This window comes from Sphingomonas oligophenolica (genome assembly GCF_039522915.1).
In the GTDB taxonomy this organism is placed as follows: domain Bacteria; phylum Pseudomonadota; class Alphaproteobacteria; order Sphingomonadales; family Sphingomonadaceae; genus Sphingomonas; species Sphingomonas oligophenolica.
Genome location: NZ_BAAAEH010000067.1, coordinates 38761 through 54231, shown reverse-complemented (window position 1 = coordinate 54231; position 15471 = coordinate 38761). Strand labels below are relative to the sequence as shown.

Sequence of the window (15471 nt, the reverse complement as noted above, 5' to 3'; positions counted from 1 at the left end):
GGACGGGGATCGGGGCTGGGCCGAGGGAGGAATAGCCCCGATCCATATCGGGGACGGCGCTTCGCCGGAGCGTTGTACTGTTCACGCGAAGGCGCGAAGGCGCGAAGATGTTGCGCGGGAGGGGAAGGCCCTTTCCATTTCGTCGCGCAGCGCGTGATGGGGCCGGCTGCTGCGCGAGACGGTTCCGCCAGTACACACGCTCTTCGCGCCTTCGCGCCTTCGCGTGAAATCACCTTCTTTTTGATTTTCGCGCGGAGGCGCGGAGGCGCTGAGAGGCTTCCCGGAGGGGGGGCCCTCTCTCCCTTTCGTCGCGGACGGACTGGCGGCGCCCTCTGCTCGGGGCGTTTCCGCTCCCACACTCTCTCTGCGCCTCTGCGCCTCCGCGCGAATCACCTCTTCGTGCCGACGGTCGCCGTGTCCGGACGCAGTCGAAGGATCGAGGCTGCGGACTGACCCGCTTTTTACGCTGTTATCGGGCCGGAACAGCGAAAGAACAGCGAAAGAAATTTTTTCGGGCGCTTTTTCCGACGTCTTGTTGGAAATATTTCTCTGTTCGATCAGTCGCTTAAGCCTCGTTTTCGCTGTTATTCGATAACAGCGTAAACGATCCGCGGAACAGCGAAACGCCGCCGCCATAACAGCGAAAGCCAGGGCGCCTTCCAGCGAAGCTCGATTCAACATTGCCGCGAGATCGGCTTTGAGGGGGCGACTCTTCATGAGGAGCACGCTGACATGGCTGACCATGATTTTGAATCGCGCGAGGACAGGGGTGGCATGGCGGGCGCGGGTGCGCCCGGCGGGTGGCGGATCGGGAAGGGCAAGCCGCCGGTCGAACACCAGTTCCCGAAAGGGCGATCTGGGAACCCGGCGGGCCGGCCGCGCCGCTCGGGCGCGCCGGGCGACCGGCTGCGCGGCGCCGACGAGCCGACCCGGCAGACGATCCTCGACGAAGCCTATCGGATGGTCGAGGTGCGCGAGGGCGACACGGTCCTCACCCTCTCCATGAACCAGGCGGTGTTCCGCGCGATCGGCATGGCCGCGCTCAGCGGCAACCAGCGGGCGCAGGAGCGCTGGGCCGCGATGGTGCAAGCGGCGGAATATGAGCAGAAGCGGGCGCAGCTGGCGATCTTCAATGTGATCGAGCGCGAGGAGAAGGAGCGCGCTGCCAAGCGGCGGGAGCGGCTCGGGGTGGAGGATGAATATGATCCTTACGAGGAGGATATCATCGTCGACCAGCGATCGGGATCGGTGGTGATCCGGGATGTCGGGGAGCAGGATGGGGGTGACGGGCAGTGATCTCTGATCAGGTCGGCGCTACCCAAGGCCTGGAACCGGAATTTGAGATTATGGCACGTCACTGTAGGTCAACCGCGATTCAGGCACCGCTGCCGGGAGGGGCGTGGAGGAAATGAGCGTGTTCCGTGAGCAGGGCGGGGAATCCATCTCCCCGCCGCCGAGTACATTGGCCGAAGGCGGCTGCCTGTGCGGCGCAGTCCGCTACCGCGTGACGGGCACCCCGATCGCGCGGACCCTGTGCCACTGTGTCTCCTGCCGCCGCGCGACGGGCGGCGTCAGTGTCGGCTGGGCGGTGTTCGCCAAGACCGACTTCGCGCTGCTTGCGGGCGCGGTGCGCGAATACAGCTCGTCACCGGGCATCCACTGGGGCTCCTGCGCCACCTGCGGCAGCCTCGTCACCTATCGCCGCGACACCCGCCCCGACCATCACGACATCACCACTGCGACCCTCGACGAGCCGGATGCATTTCCTCCTACGGTGGAGATTTGGGTTGGCGAGAAGATCGCGTGGGAGACGCTAGATCCGGCGCTGCCGCACAGGCTGCGGAGCACGTTGAATGAATAGGCCGCGCTGGTAACTTCTGTTCCTCCCTATACTCGCATTGGGGGGCACGGACGTGCTGCGTTGAGAGGAGCATCGGCGAGATGATGGAGAAGTTCTCCGAGAAGGGCGGGGCAACCTGCCTGCCGACCACGACGTGAGGCTCTTCAGCCGCAAGCGACCTATGTCGGCATTGGATCGTCTGCGCGGCGCGGATTGGAACTGCGGATCCTGCGGCATCCTTCATCAGGGAATGTTCGATCTCGCAGCGTTCGCCCCCGATTACTGGGAGGGCCCGCGCACCTATGAACACAACGGCGCGGTCCGCCTCGACGGCGATTTTCTGTCGGAAGATTTCTGCGTCGTGGGCGGCGAGCACTTCTTCGTGCGCTGCGTGTTCGAAATCCCGGTGCACGGCCTCGCGCATAGATTCGGCTTTGGTATCTGGTCGACACTCTCACGCGCCAATTTCGATATCTACCTCGATGGCTTTGACGATGGGGCCTATGCGAACATGGGACCGTGGACTGGCTGGTTCTCCAACCGCCTCGCACTATTCGAGGATACGCTGAACCAGGGGTGCTGGGTTCAACCACGCCTTGGCCGGAAGCGGCCGCTTGTTACCCTGGCGGACGCGGAGCACGAACTTGCGCGGGCGCAGGAGGACGGCATTACACCGGAGCGAGTGCTGGAGTTATATGTGGCGCATGGTCATGTCGTGAGCTGAGTTAGCTGCTTTTCTCGTGTTGGAGTTAAGCGTGGTGTCGCTGGATTCCTAAATTTAGGAGAAAAATCTTGGAGAGCGATCACACGGAGAAAGGCGAGGCATGTGCGTGTGCGATATGTTCGCTAAATATTGAGTTTGATCTCGACCCTCACCTCCTCCGCGAAATTGAGCGCCATAATTGCACTGTATTTGCAGGAGCAGGTATAAGTACAGAAACAAGATATGCTCATCCAAACAGATTCTACAATCAAATAAAATCGGAAACGGACTGCGGGGATGACCTCCCTTTTCCGCAAATAATCGACCTATTCGAGGCCCGGCCTAATGGTCGATAAGAGCTTATTCAAAGAATAATTGACAGATTCGACTATATTAATTCGTTTAGAGAACTTAAGGTCACGGCAACTCGATTCCATCGAGAGCTGTCCACAATGCCATATTTTGGTACTATAATAACAACAAATTGGGATCGTTATTTTGAAGAAGTGACCGGAGCGACTCCTTTTGTGTATGAGAGCGACGTTCCTTTCTGGGAAACAGCAAAGAGACCTGTATTAAAAATTCATGGGTCTATAGATAACTATACTTCAATCGTTTCCTCGACTGAAGATTATGAGCGCTGTGAAGGCAGATTGAGAGATGGGGCTCTAGGCGCAGTCCTAAAGCAGATTTTTGCAACGAAAACCTGTATATTCTTTGGGTATTCGGCAACAGATCAGGATTTTCTAAATATTTATAATACTGTCCGCGCAGGCTTGGGGCCCCTAGCGCGGACACATTATCTTGTTTCTCCCTTTGTTTCGGAAGAAGAAAGCAGCAGACTGAAGCTATTAAATATCATTTCGGTAAAAACCGACGCTACCCATTTTCTGAAAACGATAAAAGATCACATGGTAAGCAAATTTTGCTTCTCTAGAGATGACACTTTTTCCTCGGTAAGTAGTCTTTTAATCGAAGCTTATGATGCCCACTTTAAATTTACTAATTCATTCAGGCCTTCAGAATCCCCTCATTTAGTTTTCTCGGCCGTATATCAAGATGGCTTAATACATGCCCTGCAGAGGATATTGGACTTGGCCCATACGGGACAATATTCAGATCTTCATTATGTCCGTGGTCAGATAAGTAAATATGAGAATATGATTGCTGGCTACAGAAGAAAGAAAGACTATTGGGAAATTTCATATTTCACTGGGTACTTGCTGGGCTTGGAGTTCTTTGAATTGAGCAATTTTGTATCTGATGAAGAGTTACCTCCACCGCCCTTGTTTTTCCACCCTGGAGTTGGTCAAATCGACGAGGCGGAATTTGAGAGAGAAATTCGAAATAGGCAGGATATTCATAAGCTTGCCTTGGCTCAAGCCAAAAGAATTCTGAAAAGAAGTGGTTCAGCCGGCGCAGAGGTTATTCAACATCTTCCTTGGGCATAACCTAAATCCTAAGGTTGCGTTCGCGTCAATGGCGCAGGATTGTCTTACCGTCACGACCTACCGTACATCGATTCTGGTATTATTCCGGTGACCCTCCAATTATGTCTCGCCAGGGCATACGACCGCCTCAATAATGATACCGACACTGCGCAACCTCCAGCGCCCGCTCCACAACGCCTCCCGTCACCCGATACACCAGCCGATGCTCGCGCGTGATCCGGCGCGACCACCAGCCGCTCAGATTGCCGGCGAGCGGCTCCGGCTTTCCCGTTCCGCGGAACGGATCGCGCGTGCACTCCTTGAGCAGCGCGTTCAGTCGGTCGAGCATCTTCGCATCTTCGGCCTGCCAGTAGAGATAGTCCTCCCAGGCCGTCGGCCAGAAGATGATCTTCACGGCTCGATCAGCGCATGTTCCTCACCTTTGCCGGCTTCAAGCCCGCGAATTGCCTCAAGCAGGCGGGCGGCGTTCCGGGGCGACTGGAGCAGATACAGCGTCTCCTCGATCGACTCCCATTCGCTTTGCGCGATCATCACCACGCCTTCGCCCTTGGCTCGTGCGATGGAGATTGGCGCCTTGTCGGCAACGACGCGATCAAGCACTGCCTTCAGATTGGCGCGCGTATCGGAGATGGTCAGCGTTTCCATGGATCGCAACGTACAATATTTTGTACAAAAATCAATCCGGCCCAGCGCTGCCGGTCGGAGTGGAGCAGCACCCCGCCCAGCTGCTCCAGCGGCCAGCGCTCAATCTGATCCATTCGTCCTGAGGTGTCGCGCAGTGGCGTATGGGGAGGGCGTGCGCCCCGAGCGACAACCTGTCCTTCGATACGGGCCCTCGATACGCCTTCGGCTACTCGGTCCCTACTCGGGACGAACGGGGTGGGGGGTTCTGTGCGGCGTAGCTCAGCGGCAGAGCGGCGGGTTGAAGATCCGCGCGTCAGTGCGATTCCACCCTTCGGCACCATGGCGAAAGCCGGTCAGATCCAGCCCGGCGCGTGGACCAGCTCGAGCTTCATCCCATCGGGATCCTCGAAGAAGACCGCGTAATAATCGCCTGAATATTGCGGATAATGCGCCGGCGGATCGAGTATCGTGATGCCCCGCGCCACCAGCAGTTCGTGCAGCCGATCGACCTCTTCCCGGCTCGCCGCGCGCCAGGCGAGATGGTGCAGGCCGGGCGCATGGCGCTCGTGGCGATGCTGGCGCAGCGCGGGATCGCACAGTCTCAGCCCGAGCGAGGCGCCATGCCCGTCGGGGCCGAGATCCCATTCGCAGTGATCGGGCGTGTCGGTGACGCAGCGATAGCCGAGAAACTCGAGCACCGGGCCATAGACTGCCCTGGAAGCAGCCACATCCGAGACGTTCAGATCGATATGATGGAAACCGCCGCGCGCCTGCATGTGCCCGTCACCCGACCGCCGGCGCGGTGAAGCGGGCGAGATCGGCAATCCCCAGCCGCCGCTCGATCGCGGCGACGCGGTCGACGCCCATGTCGAAGCCGTCGCCCTTGAACTGCTTGCGCTCGATCGCCTCGAACTGCTCGGACGCCTCGTCGAGATCATGCTTCGACAGCGCTTTCTTCCACGCCTGAAACACCACCGTATCCTCGAGCGCGGCATGGATTTCATACATGCGGGCAAAGCTCTCCATCGCCCTGGCGACGGCCTCGGTACTGGCGCTCGCGATGCTGCCGGTGCGGCAGCGATCGATCAGGAACAGGTTGATCTCCCGGCCGCGCCGATGCTGGGCGACCAGGGTATCGATCAAAGCCGCCGCCGCGCCGCCCGCCTTCTTCACCGCTGGGAAGACATGCTCCTCCTCCAGCCTGCGCTCGTGATACTCCTCGCCGAACTGGCGGAACAGATCGGCGGCGTCAGCGATCGCCCGCGCGTCGAGCCGCGTGCCGGCGCGCAGCATCGTCGCGGTCTCGCGATAGGCGACCAGGATGCGGCGGAGCACGCCATGCTCGCGCATCATGTCCTCGGTCGCCGAGACGTCCTCGCCGCCCTCCTCATGCCCGCAGCCCGCCAGCGTCGCCAGCGCGCCGGCGCCGGCCAGCGCGAGCAGCGCAGTGCGCCGATCGGTGAAGTCGATAGCGGCCATCCTATGCACTCCCTTGCCCGGCCATCCTTCGGCTGAACGGCGGAGGCCGCGTGGCGTTCCCGGCGCTGCCGGGGCTTCGATTTGCCAGCACGGAAGGCGCGGGCTAGCCTTGCTTCCTTGAGCGCCTCCTGGGGAAGGATTCCGCCATGTTCCAGCGCAGCACATTGCTTCAGATCGCCCTTATCCTGTTCGGGATCGCCTTCTGCCTCCTCTATCCGCTGTCGATCGTCTGGCCGTCGGGCTGGGCGTGGCACGAAGGCCCGCCGGCTGCCTCGCATTATTTCATGATGATCGTCGGCGTCTATGCCACGCTCGGCATCTTCCTGATCCGCGCAGCGCGCGACCCGGCGGCGAACCGGTCCCTGATCTGGTTCACCATCTGGTCGAGCCTCGTCCATGCCGCGATCATGGCGGCGCAGTCGCTCGGCAGCCCGATGCATGGCGGACATATGCTCGGCGATGTGCCCGCCCTGCTGCTCGTCGCGATCGTGCTTGGCTGGCTGATGGCGACCGAGCGTGCGGGCGCCGCAGCGGCATCATGATACCCGCTGACCCGGAAGCCTGCGACCAGACCCCTTAAGCTGCCCCAACGGGCCGAATTCGACCCTAGAAGCGGACATTCAGCGTGACGGGCACCGCATCGATCGAGACGTCACCCGAAGGCCGGTGCAGATACTGGTTGAGATAGCCGACCTCGACCTCGACATGCTTCGCCACCGGCACCGACACGCCGATGAAATTCCGGATCTGATCGAAGGTCTCGCGATTCGCGCTGGTGTGGTTGAGCGCGACGAACGGTTCGGTCCAGGCAACCAGGCTGGTGCCGTTCCGCGCGACCGGGAGGGCAAGACGAAGCTGTGCGCGGAGCCGCCAGTTGGTCGCGTCCGCACCGCGCTGGAAGCGCTGTTCGAGCCGGGTGCGCGACGAGATCGTCACGCCGAGGACGGAGCCCATCGCCCAGTTGAGCTGCTCGACGCTCTGATTCTCGATGCCGGCGGGCTGGCCGAGATGATAGGTCACCACATGGACATAGCCGGCCCAGAGCGTGACCGAGCCGGAAAGGTGGCGGCCCAGTTGAAGCCGCGCCTCGAGCTGCGACGGGCGGGCCGGATCGCCCGAGACCCGGTTGACCAATTCCCCTGACGCCGACCAGCCCCTGGCGACCGGCGCGCTGACGAAGATCGTCGGCCAGGGCTGGACCCGCTGCGCGGCAACCGACGCCGGGGCCGTGGCGAAGAGGCCTGCGGCGATCAGGTGATAGCGGTTCATCGCCGCCGGCCTTAGCGCATCATTACAGTTTTATGACATATTTATTACAGCGCGGCAGAAAGAAAATGAATCCCCGCCAAGGCAGCCGGGCCGCCGGTGCTCAATGCCGGAAGTCGAATCCGACCGAGGGTGAAACCATAGCCGATCCTCCGGCGTGCCGTTCGGCACGGTTGGAACGCCTCCGAAATAAGCTGGCCAAGCGCGTGCCGGTCGGGTTAGGCTCGGTATCCCATCGGCGGAGATCGGCCATGATTTTCGGACTTTCGGTAGCGGCATTCACCAAATTGCACACCCTGATCAGCCTGATCGGCATCGCGGCCGGGCTTGTCTTCCTCGCCGGCCTGCTCGGGCGGCGCTGGCTCGGCGGGTGGAACCTGGCGTTCCTGGCCTTCACCATCCTGACCAGCGTGACGGGCTTCCCCTTCCTGCTGGTGCACCCGAAAATCGGCCCGCCGCATATCGTCGGGCTTATCTCGCTGGTCGATCTCGCGATCGCGCTCGTTGCCCTGTATCAGTTCAAGCGGGTCGGGATCTGGCGGCCGGTTTATACGATCACCGCCGTCATCGCGCTGTACCTGAACTGCTTCGTGCTGGTGGTGCAGTCGTTCCAGAAGGTCCCCTTCCTCCACCCGCTCGCGCCGACCGGATCGGAGCCGCCCTTCGCCATCGCCCAGGGGCTGGTGCTGATCGCCTTCATCATCGCCGGCTTCCTCGCGGTGCGGCGGCCGGTCGCCCTGGTGTGACCGGCTGATCCGACAGGTCGATGCCGCAATCGCTTGCCCATGTCGCGCTGGTCGTCCGCGACTATGACGAGGCGCTTGCCTTTTATGTCGGCAAGCTCGGCTTCACCCTGGTCGAAGACACATACCAGCCCGAGCAGGACAAGCGCTGGGTGGTCGTGGCGCCGCCCGGCGCGCCCGCCGGCGGCGCCTCGCTCCTGCTCGCGCGCGCAGCCACGCCCGAACAGGCCGGCTTTATCGGCAACCAGGCGGGCGGGCGCGTCTTCCTGTTCCTCGCGACCGACGATTTCGCCCGCGATCACGCAGCGATGACGGCGGCCGGCATCAATTTCGTCCGCGAGCCGGCCGTGCATGATTATGGCACGGTGGCCGTGTTCGAGGATCTCTACGGCAATCTCTGGGATCTGATTCAATTCGCCGGCGACCGCTGATCCGGTCTTCACCTCAAAACCATTTCCCGTTTTTCGGCGCCATGCTCTAACAGGCCGCTGATGCTCGACCCTCTCCCCATCCTGCAATCCACTTTCGGCTTTCCCGAGTTTCGCGGGGTGCAGCGCCAGGTCGTCGACCGCGTGCTGGCCGGCGAGAACAGCCTGGCGGTGATGCCGACCGGCGCCGGCAAGTCGCTCTGCTATCAGCTGCCCGCGGTCGCGCTGCCCGGCACCTGCGTCGTCGTGTCGCCGCTGATCGCGCTGATGCACGACCAGCTCCGCGCCGCCGAGGCGATCGGCATCCGCGCCGCGACCCTGACCTCGGTCGACACCAACCAGGCCGAGACGATCGCGCGCTTCAGGGCCGGGGCGCTCGACCTGCTCTATGTCGCACCCGAACGGGCGTCGGGCGAAAGCTTCCGCACCCTGCTCGGCCAGGCGCCGCTCGCCCTGTTCGCGATCGACGAGGCGCATTGCGTTTCCGAATGGGGGCATGATTTCCGGCCCGACTATCGGCTGCTGCGGCCGCTGCTCGACCATTTCCCGGCGGTGCCGCGGCTCGCGCTGACCGCGACCGCCGATGCGCACACCCGCGCCGATATCCTCGAGCAGCTCGGCATCCCGCAGGCCGGCATGATCGTCGCCGGATTCGACCGCCCGAATATCCGCTATCTGATCACGCCGCGCGACAACACGACGCGCCAGATCGCCGACCTGATCGCCGAGCAGCCGGGCCCCGGCATCGTCTATGCCCAGACCCGCAAGGCAGTCGAGCAGCTCGCCGAGAAGCTCGCCGCGACCGGCCGCTCGACCCGCGCCTATCATGCCGGGCTCGACCCCCATGTCCGCGCGCGGAACCAGGCCGATTTCGTCGCCTCGGAGGATATGGTGATCGTCGCGACGGTCGCGTTCGGCATGGGGATCGACAAGCCCGATGTCCGCTTCGTCGCCCATGCCGGCCTGCCCAAATCGATCGAGAGCTATTATCAGGAGACCGGCCGCGCCGGCCGCGACGGTGATCCGGCAATCGCGCACCTTTTCTGGGGCGCCGAGGATTTCGCCAAGGCGCGGCAGCGGATCGGCGAGGTCGAGCCGCACCGCCAGGCCGGCGAGCGCACCAGGCTCAACGCGCTTGGCGCGCTGGTCGAGACGGCCGCCTGCCGCCGCGCCGTGCTGCTCCGCCATTTCGGCGACCATCCACCCGAGACCTGCGGCAATTGCGACAATTGCCTCAACCCGCCAAGCGCGGTGAATGCGACGGAGGTGGCGAGGAAATTCCTCTCCGCGGTGTTTCGCACGGGGCAGAGCTTTGGCGTCGGCTATATCGAAAGCATCCTGACCGGCCAGTCGAGCGAGCGGAGCCTGATGAACGGGCATGAGGCGCTCTCGGTGTTCGGCATCGCCTCGAGCCCGGAGGAAACGGCGCTGATCAAGCCGGTGGCGCGCGCGCTGCTGCTCCGCGATGCGCTCAGGGCGAATGATTTCGGCGGGCTCGAATTCGGCCCCGGCGCCAGGGCGATCCTGAAAGGCGAGACCGAGGTAGCGCTGATCCTGCCGCCGAAGCGCGAACGGCGAGGGCGGCGCGGGAGTGCTGCACCCAACCCGATCGGCGATCCGCTGTTCGAGGCGCTGCGCGCCAAGCGCCGCGAGCTGGCCCAGGAGGCGCAGGTGCCGCCCTATGTCATCTTCCATGATTCAGTGCTGCGCGAGATGGCGACGATGCGGCCGGCCAACCTCGCGACGATGGCCCGCATCTCGGGCGTTGGCGAGCGCAAGCTGCAGGCCTATGGCGATGCCTTCCTCAATGTGATCCGCGAGGCAGCATGATCCGCCCCATCGACGAAACCATCGCCGTCGCCCCCCAGATCTCGGTCGGAGACGTGCCCGGGCTTGCCGCGGCGGGCTTCGTCGCGATCATCAACAACCGGCCCGATGGCGAGGATGCGGGCCAGCCCGAAGGGGCGTCGATCCGCGCCGCCGCCGAGGCAGCGGGGCTGTCCTATACCGAGATCCCCGTCACCCATGCCGGCTTTTCGGGCAATCAGGTCGATGCGATGGCGGCAGCGCTGAGCGCGGCGAACGGCCCGGTACTGGCCTATTGCCGCTCCGGCACGCGCTCCTGCAATCTCTGGGCGCTGGCCCGCGCGAAGCTCGGCGACAATCCCGACCGGCTGATGGCGAAGGCGGCTGCCACCGGCTATGACCTGAGCGGCATCCGTCCGCTGCTCGATGCGCTCGCGGGCGGCAAATGAACTGGGTTCAGCTCGCCGGGTCGATCGTCGCGATCCTGGCGCTGGCGGGGGTCGCGCGGCTGTTGCGGCTGGGTGAGAGCCGGATCTCGAGCGCAGCCGATGCGCGGCGCATCGCCGAGGAGATGCTCGCCGGGTTCGACGCGCATGCGGCTTTGGTCAGCGAGGACGGTGGCGCGGCGCTGGTTGCCGGCAATGGCGCGATCGCCGTGCTGAAACGCCACGGCGCGCAGGTCGCCGCGCGCCGGCTGTTGCCGCCGCTCACATTCCACGCGGCGGTGGAGGGCGTGACGATCGAGACGGGCGAGCGCCTGTTCGGCAGCGTGACCCTGCTCGGCGTGATCGACAGCGATGTACGGGGGCTGGAAGCGTCACTGACAAGAGTGTAAGCAGTGGCGATGCACCTGCCCAATCCAGTCGATTATGCAGTTCCGGCCTTCATCCTGCTCGTGCTCGCCGAGATGCTCGTCGCATGGGCGAAGGACCGCAGGCGCTATGAGCCGAAGGACACGCTGACCTCGCTCGCGCTCGGCACGGGCAGCACCGTCGCCGGTGCGCTGACCGCCACCCTGCTCTACAATCTGGCGGTGTGGCTGTGGCAGTTCCGCCTCTTCGACATCGGCTATGCGTGGTACTGGTTCGCGCTCTGCTTCGTCATCGACGATTTCGCTTATTATCTGTTCCACCGCTCGGCGCACCGCGTCCGCTGGTTCTGGGCGAGCCATGTCATCCATCATTCGAGCCAGCATTATAACCTGTCGACCGCGCTTCGGCAGACCTGGACCGGCTTCATCTCGATCGCCTTCCTGTTCCGCCTGCCTTTGTTCCTGATCGGCTTTCCGCCCGCGATGGTGTTCTTCGTCGGCGGCCTCAACCTGATCTACCAGTTCTGGATCCATACCGAGGTGATCGGGCGGATGCCGCGCTGGTTCGAGGCAGTGATGAACACGCCCTCGCATCACCGGGTCCATCACGCGACCAACCCGCGCTATCTCGATCGCAACTATGCCGGGGTGTTCATCGTCTGGGATAAATGGCTCGGCAGCTTCGAGCCCGAGCGCGACGACGATGCGCCGCGTTACGGCATCGTCAAGAATCTCGGGAGCTTCAACCTGCTCTGGGCCGCGTTCCACGAATGGGTGGGAATCGCGAAGGATGTGTGGGCAGCGCCGGGATTGCGTGCCAAACTGGGTTATCTGGTGATGCCGCCGGGCTGGAGCCACGACGGCAGCCGCGATACGTCCGAGATCATCAAGGAACGCTGGCTCGCAAAAGAGCGGGCGCGGGAGGGGGCCGAGTGGAAGAAGCCGACATCGTCGTCGTCGGGGGCGGATCGGGCGGAGCGGCGGCAGCCGGCCGGCTGAGCGAGGACGGCCGCTGGTCGGTCGCCCTGCTCGAAGCCGGCGGGCGCAACACGGGCCTGCGCACCCGCGTGCCCGGCTTCCTCGCCTTCCAGACCGAGAAGACCAACTGGCAGTTCGAGACAGTGCCGCAGGCCGGGCTCGGCGGCAGGCGTGGCTATCAGCCGCGCGGGCGCGGGCTTGGCGGATCGAGCGCGATCAACGCGATGCTCTATCTGCGCGGCAACAGATGGGATTACGACAATTGGGCGGCGATGGGCTGCCCGGGCTGGTCCTATGACGAGGTACTGCCCTGGTTCAAGCGGGCCGAGCACAATGCGCGCGGCGCCGATGCATATCATGGCGGCGACGGGCCGCTGTTCGTCAGCGACCAGTGCGATCCGCATCCCGGCTCGGTCGACTTCGTCGAAGCGGCGCGGCAGCTCCAGATCCCGGTCAACGAGGATTTCAACGGCCGCACGCAGGATGGTGTCGGCATCTATCAGGTGACGCAGAAAGGCGGCGAGCGCTGGAGCTCGTCGCGCGCCTATATCGAGCCCGGTGCGAAGCGCGAGACGCTCACCGTGCTGACGGACGTGATCGCGGAGCGCGTGCTGTTCGACGAAGGCCGCGCCTGGGGGGTCGCCTATCTCCAGGACGGCAAGGCCAGGGTGATCCGGGCGCGGCGCGCGGTCGTGCTGGCGGGCGGCGTGTTCGGGACGCCGCAATTGCTGATGCTTTCGGGCATCGGCCCCGGCGGCCATCTGCGCGAGCACGGCATTGCGGTGCGGATCGACCGGCCGGCGGTCGGCGCCAATCTCCAGGACCATGTCGATTATGTCGCCGGGTTCGAGACCAGGGGCCGCTATTTCCTGGGCTCGAGCCTTGCCGGAACGCTGAAGATGGCGGGCGCCGTGGTGCAGTGGATGCGGCACCGGCGCGGCATCATGACGACGCCGTTCGCCGAAGCGGGCGGCTTCATCACCGTCGACCCGGCCTCGCCGGCGCCCGACATCCAGCTCCATTTCGTGCCGCTGGTGCTCGAGGATCACGGCCGCATCAAGGTGAAGAGCCACGGCTTTTCCTGCCATGCCTGTGTGCTGCGGCCGGAAAGCCACGGCACCGTCCGGCTGCAATCGATCGACGCGCGCGCCGCGCCGCTGATCGACCCCGCCTTCCTGGCTGACCCGCGCGACATGGCGCTGCTCAAGAAGGGCGTCCGGGCGATGTACCGAATCCTGGAAACGCCGCCGCTCGCCAGTCACAAGGGGCGCGACCGCTATCCGATCGATCTCGACGACGATGACGCGCTGGAGCGGCTGATCCGCGCGCGGGCCGACACCATCTACCACCCGGTCGGCACCGCGCGGATGGGATCGGACGAGATGGCGGTGTGCGACCCTAAGCTGCGCGTGCGCGGGGTGGAGGGGCTCTATGTCGCCGACGCGTCGATCATGCCCAAGCTGATCTCGGGCAACACCAACGCGCCCTCGATCATGATCGGCGAGCGCTGCGCCGATTTCGTGAAGGCCGATCTCGCCGACTGATTTCCCCCGCCTTTTTCCAGCGCGCGTTCAGCTTCGTGCGTATAGCGACACGCGATGGACAGAAAGACGTTGAACCGGATCGGGCTTGCCGCCGCGATCCTACTGGTGCCGGGCGGCCTCATCCTCGGTGCTGGGCTTGCCGCGCGGCGCTATCGCAAGCGGACGGAGGACGCTGACGCCGCGAAGGCCGATAGCCAATAACGTCATCCCGGCGACGCCCCCTACGCACGAGAAAAAAAGGGCCGGTGCGTTGCCGCACCGGCCTTAGGTCGTCCGCAGGAGGAACGAGGTGAGGGGCCGGCCTTCGCCGGCCCCAAACTTTCAATAATGATAGGCGCGCTCGCCATGCTCGGTGATGTCGAGGCCTTCGACCTCTTTCTCTGCCGAGATGCGCATGCCCCAGGTCTTGTCGATCAGGATGAACAGCACCGCGGCACCGATGCCCGACCATGCCAGCGTCACACCGACCGCCCAGATCTGGGTGATCACCTGACCGACCATGTCGTAGGTGCCGGCGATCATCGTCCCGGGCTTGGTCGAATAATCGGCGATGCCCTGGCCACCCAGATAGGGTGCGTCGAGGACGCCGGTCATGATCGCGCCGGTGATGCCGCCGATGCAGTGAACACCGAACACGTCGAGCGAGTCGTCATAGCCGAACATCGACTTCACCTTGCTGACGAAGAAGAAGCAGATCGGCGACACCATGAGACCGAGCACGACCGAGCCCATCGGCCCGGCATAGCCCGACGCCGGGGTGACGGCGACGAGGCCGGCGACCACACCCGAGGCTGCGCCGAGCAGCGACGGCTTGCCGCGCACGATCTGCTCGACGAGCAGCCACGACATGCCGGCCGCGGCGGTCGCGACGAAGGTGTTGATGAAGGCGACGCCGGTGACGCCGTTCGATTCGAGGTTTGAACCAGCGTTGAAGCCGAACCAGCCGACCCACAGCAGGCTGGCGCCGATCATGGTCATGGTCAGCGAGTGCGGCGGCATCGGCTCTTTCGGGAACCCGATCCGCTTGCCGAGCAGCAGGCACATCACGAGACCGGTGATGCCGGCGTTGATGTGAACCACGGTGCCGCCCGCGAAATCGAGCGCGCCCCACTGGAACAACATGCCCGCATCGGCATTGGCGGCATCGAGCGCCGACTTGCCGGCAAGCGCCGCGGTGGCGATTGCGTCCGGGCCATCCCAGCACCACACCATGTGCGCGATGGGGAAGTAGACGAACGTCACCCAGAGCGCGGTGAACAGCATCAGCGGCGAGAATTTCACCCGCTCCGCGACACTGCCGATGTACAGTGCCGGCGTGATGCAGGCGAAGGTCATCTGGAAGCAGATGTACACATATTCAGGGATGTACACGCCGTTCGAGAAAGTGGCCGCCTTGCTGTTCGCGTCGACCCCCATCAGAAAGGCCTTGGAGAAACCGCCGAAGAACTTCGCGGTGACGCCGCTGCCCGTGGTGAAAGCCTCGGAATAGCCATAGGTGACCCAGATCACCGCGACCATGCAGACGATCATCAGCGTCTGCGTGAGCACCGACAGCATGTTCTTGGTGCGGACCAGGCCGCCATAGAAGAGCGCCAGGCCCGGTACCGACATCATCAGCACCAGCAGCGAGGATGTCAGCATCCAGGCGGTATCGCCCTTGTCGATGGTTGCGGCCGGGATCGGCGACGCAGCGGCTGCCGCAGCCTGCGCCCAGGCGGGCATGGCGGCGAAGATCGCCGCTGCCCCGAGACCGGCGATGCCGGCGTATTTCAATGCATGCTTCATCACTGCCCCCTTA

20 protein-coding genes are annotated in these 15471 nt (G+C 63.8%); 13 read left to right on the top strand and 7 right to left on the bottom strand.

The genetic code is table 11. From position 1 onward, the window contains the following. Nucleotides 1-81: 81 nt before the first annotated feature. The gene (locus tag ABD050_RS28745) at nt 82-744 is read right to left on the bottom strand and encodes a hypothetical protein (RefSeq protein ID WP_343893017.1); all 663 of its coding nucleotides are present in this window, start codon (nt 742-744) and stop codon (nt 82-84) included. Here ABD050_RS28745 and ABD050_RS28740 point away from each other — a divergent pair. The 4 genes from ABD050_RS28740 (at nt 733) to ABD050_RS28725 (ending at nt 3994) form a co-directional block, all read left to right on the top strand. Then, a complete protein-coding gene (locus ABD050_RS28740; protein WP_343893016.1) occupies nt 733-1296 on the top strand; it encodes a DUF5681 domain-containing protein in 564 nt (187 codons plus the stop codon). The genes ABD050_RS28745 and ABD050_RS28740 overlap by 12 nt on opposite strands. A 112-nt stretch (nt 1297-1408) precedes the next feature. Continuing rightward, on the top strand, nt 1409-1861 hold the full coding sequence (locus ABD050_RS28735; RefSeq protein WP_343893015.1) for a GFA family protein: 453 nt from the start codon (nt 1409-1411) through the stop codon (nt 1859-1861). A 160-nt stretch (nt 1862-2021) separates the two neighbouring features. Further along, nucleotides 2022-2564: a DUF2199 domain-containing protein gene (locus ABD050_RS28730; RefSeq protein ID WP_343893014.1), complete on the top strand. Its 543-nt coding sequence runs from the start codon at nt 2022-2024 to the stop codon at nt 2562-2564. 431 nt (nt 2565-2995) lie between these two features. Then, nucleotides 2996-3994 (top strand): SIR2 family protein, encoded by a 999-nt coding sequence (locus tag ABD050_RS28725; protein WP_343893013.1) that lies wholly within the window; start codon nt 2996-2998, stop codon nt 3992-3994. A gap of 127 nt (nt 3995-4121) precedes the next feature. On the opposite strand, the gene ABD050_RS28720 is transcribed toward ABD050_RS28725, so the two are convergent. The 4 genes from ABD050_RS28720 to ABD050_RS28705 all read right to left on the bottom strand — a co-directional run bounded on the left by ABD050_RS28720 (nt 4122) and on the right by ABD050_RS28705 (nt 6097). Beyond that, nucleotides 4122-4388, bottom strand: coding sequence for a Txe/YoeB family addiction module toxin (locus ABD050_RS28720; protein ID WP_343893012.1), 267 nt, complete (start codon nt 4386-4388; stop codon nt 4122-4124). After that, nucleotides 4385-4639, bottom strand: coding sequence for a type II toxin-antitoxin system Phd/YefM family antitoxin (locus ABD050_RS28715; protein ID WP_343893011.1), 255 nt, complete (start codon nt 4637-4639; stop codon nt 4385-4387). Before ABD050_RS28715 ends, ABD050_RS28720 begins: the two co-directional genes overlap by 4 nt. A 332-nt stretch (nt 4640-4971) precedes the next feature. Next, nucleotides 4972-5394 carry a VOC family protein gene (locus ABD050_RS28710; protein ID WP_343893010.1) on the bottom strand — a complete coding sequence of 141 codons (423 nt, stop codon included), beginning with the start codon at nt 5392-5394 and terminating at the stop codon, nt 4972-4974. 7 nt (nt 5395-5401) lie between these two features. Beyond that, a complete protein-coding gene (locus ABD050_RS28705; protein WP_343893009.1) occupies nt 5402-6097 on the bottom strand; it encodes a hemerythrin domain-containing protein in 696 nt (231 codons plus the stop codon). Between the two features lie 146 nt (nt 6098-6243). Between ABD050_RS28705 and ABD050_RS28700 the strand changes: the two genes are divergently transcribed. Then, nucleotides 6244-6639: a DUF6632 domain-containing protein gene (locus ABD050_RS28700; RefSeq protein WP_343893008.1), complete on the top strand. Its 396-nt coding sequence runs from the start codon at nt 6244-6246 to the stop codon at nt 6637-6639. Between the two features lie 64 nt (nt 6640-6703). Here the strand turns inward: ABD050_RS28700 and ABD050_RS28695 are convergent, their stop codons facing one another. Continuing rightward, a complete protein-coding gene (locus ABD050_RS28695; RefSeq protein WP_343893006.1) occupies nt 6704-7366 on the bottom strand; it encodes a DUF2490 domain-containing protein in 663 nt (220 codons plus the stop codon). 248 nt (nt 7367-7614) lie between these two features. Between ABD050_RS28695 and ABD050_RS28690 the strand changes: the two genes are divergently transcribed. Genes ABD050_RS28690 through ABD050_RS28655 form a run of 8 tightly spaced genes read left to right on the top strand, consistent with a single transcriptional unit; the run spans nt 7615 to nt 13874 of the window. Continuing rightward, nucleotides 7615-8109: a hypothetical protein gene (locus tag ABD050_RS28690; RefSeq protein WP_343893005.1), complete on the top strand. Its 495-nt coding sequence runs from the start codon at nt 7615-7617 to the stop codon at nt 8107-8109. A 20-nt stretch (nt 8110-8129) separates the two neighbouring features. Beyond that, nucleotides 8130-8537: a VOC family protein gene (locus tag ABD050_RS28685; protein ID WP_343893004.1), complete on the top strand. Its 408-nt coding sequence runs from the start codon at nt 8130-8132 to the stop codon at nt 8535-8537. A gap of 60 nt (nt 8538-8597) precedes the next feature. Then, the gene (recQ, locus tag ABD050_RS28680) at nt 8598-10364 is read left to right on the top strand and encodes a DNA helicase RecQ (protein WP_343893003.1); all 1767 of its coding nucleotides are present in this window, start codon (nt 8598-8600) and stop codon (nt 10362-10364) included. Beyond that, nucleotides 10361-10789, top strand: coding sequence for a protein tyrosine phosphatase family protein (locus tag ABD050_RS28675; RefSeq protein ID WP_343893002.1), 429 nt, complete (start codon nt 10361-10363; stop codon nt 10787-10789). The genes recQ and ABD050_RS28675 overlap by 4 nt, the downstream gene beginning before the upstream one ends. Then, entirely contained in the window at nt 10786-11175 is a 390-nt protein-coding gene (locus tag ABD050_RS28670; RefSeq protein WP_343893001.1) for a hypothetical protein, read from the top strand. Before ABD050_RS28675 ends, ABD050_RS28670 begins: the two co-directional genes overlap by 4 nt. Before the next feature lie 9 nt (nt 11176-11184). After that, nucleotides 11185-12150, top strand: coding sequence for a sterol desaturase family protein (locus ABD050_RS28665; RefSeq protein WP_343893050.1), 966 nt, complete (start codon nt 11185-11187; stop codon nt 12148-12150). After that, entirely contained in the window at nt 12084-13673 is a 1590-nt protein-coding gene (locus ABD050_RS28660; RefSeq protein ID WP_343893000.1) for a GMC family oxidoreductase, read from the top strand. Before ABD050_RS28665 ends, ABD050_RS28660 begins: the two co-directional genes overlap by 67 nt. A gap of 54 nt (nt 13674-13727) precedes the next feature. Further along, complete coding sequence (locus tag ABD050_RS28655) at nt 13728-13874, top strand: hypothetical protein (RefSeq protein WP_343892999.1); 147 nt, start codon at nt 13728-13730, stop codon at nt 13872-13874. 120 nt (nt 13875-13994) lie between these two features. On the opposite strand, the gene ABD050_RS28650 is transcribed toward ABD050_RS28655, so the two are convergent. Beyond that, the gene (locus tag ABD050_RS28650) at nt 13995-15458 is read right to left on the bottom strand and encodes an ammonium transporter (protein ID WP_343892998.1); all 1464 of its coding nucleotides are present in this window, start codon (nt 15456-15458) and stop codon (nt 13995-13997) included. Nucleotides 15459-15471 lie beyond the last annotated feature (13 nt).

Coding starts and splice junctions, on each gene's coding strand:
- ABD050_RS28740 (WP_343893016.1), top strand. CDS start 733: ATGGCTGACCATGATTTTGAATCGCGCGAGGACAGGGGTGGCATGGCG.
- ABD050_RS28745 (WP_343893017.1), bottom strand. CDS start 744: ATGGTCAGCCATGTCAGCGTGCTCCTCATGAAGAGTCGCCCCCTCAAA.
- ABD050_RS28735 (WP_343893015.1), top strand. CDS start 1,409: ATGAGCGTGTTCCGTGAGCAGGGCGGGGAATCCATCTCCCCGCCGCCG.
- ABD050_RS28730 (WP_343893014.1), top strand. CDS start 2,022: ATGTCGGCATTGGATCGTCTGCGCGGCGCGGATTGGAACTGCGGATCC.
- ABD050_RS28725 (WP_343893013.1), top strand. CDS start 2,996: ATGCCATATTTTGGTACTATAATAACAACAAATTGGGATCGTTATTTT.
- ABD050_RS28715 (WP_343893011.1), bottom strand. CDS start 4,639: ATGGAAACGCTGACCATCTCCGATACGCGCGCCAATCTGAAGGCAGTG.
- ABD050_RS28710 (WP_343893010.1), bottom strand. CDS start 5,394: ATGCAGGCGCGCGGCGGTTTCCATCATATCGATCTGAACGTCTCGGAT.
- ABD050_RS28705 (WP_343893009.1), bottom strand. CDS start 6,097: ATGGCCGCTATCGACTTCACCGATCGGCGCACTGCGCTGCTCGCGCTG.
- ABD050_RS28700 (WP_343893008.1), top strand. CDS start 6,244: ATGTTCCAGCGCAGCACATTGCTTCAGATCGCCCTTATCCTGTTCGGG.
- ABD050_RS28695 (WP_343893006.1), bottom strand. CDS start 7,366: ATGAACCGCTATCACCTGATCGCCGCAGGCCTCTTCGCCACGGCCCCG.
- ABD050_RS28690 (WP_343893005.1), top strand. CDS start 7,615: ATGATTTTCGGACTTTCGGTAGCGGCATTCACCAAATTGCACACCCTG.
- ABD050_RS28685 (WP_343893004.1), top strand. CDS start 8,130: ATGCCGCAATCGCTTGCCCATGTCGCGCTGGTCGTCCGCGACTATGAC.
- recQ (WP_343893003.1), top strand. CDS start 8,598: ATGCTCGACCCTCTCCCCATCCTGCAATCCACTTTCGGCTTTCCCGAG.
- ABD050_RS28675 (WP_343893002.1), top strand. CDS start 10,361: ATGATCCGCCCCATCGACGAAACCATCGCCGTCGCCCCCCAGATCTCG.
- ABD050_RS28670 (WP_343893001.1), top strand. CDS start 10,786: ATGAACTGGGTTCAGCTCGCCGGGTCGATCGTCGCGATCCTGGCGCTG.
- ABD050_RS28665 (WP_343893050.1), top strand. CDS start 11,185: ATGCACCTGCCCAATCCAGTCGATTATGCAGTTCCGGCCTTCATCCTG.
- ABD050_RS28655 (WP_343892999.1), top strand. CDS start 13,728: ATGGACAGAAAGACGTTGAACCGGATCGGGCTTGCCGCCGCGATCCTA.
- ABD050_RS28650 (WP_343892998.1), bottom strand. CDS start 15,458: ATGAAGCATGCATTGAAATACGCCGGCATCGCCGGTCTCGGGGCAGCG.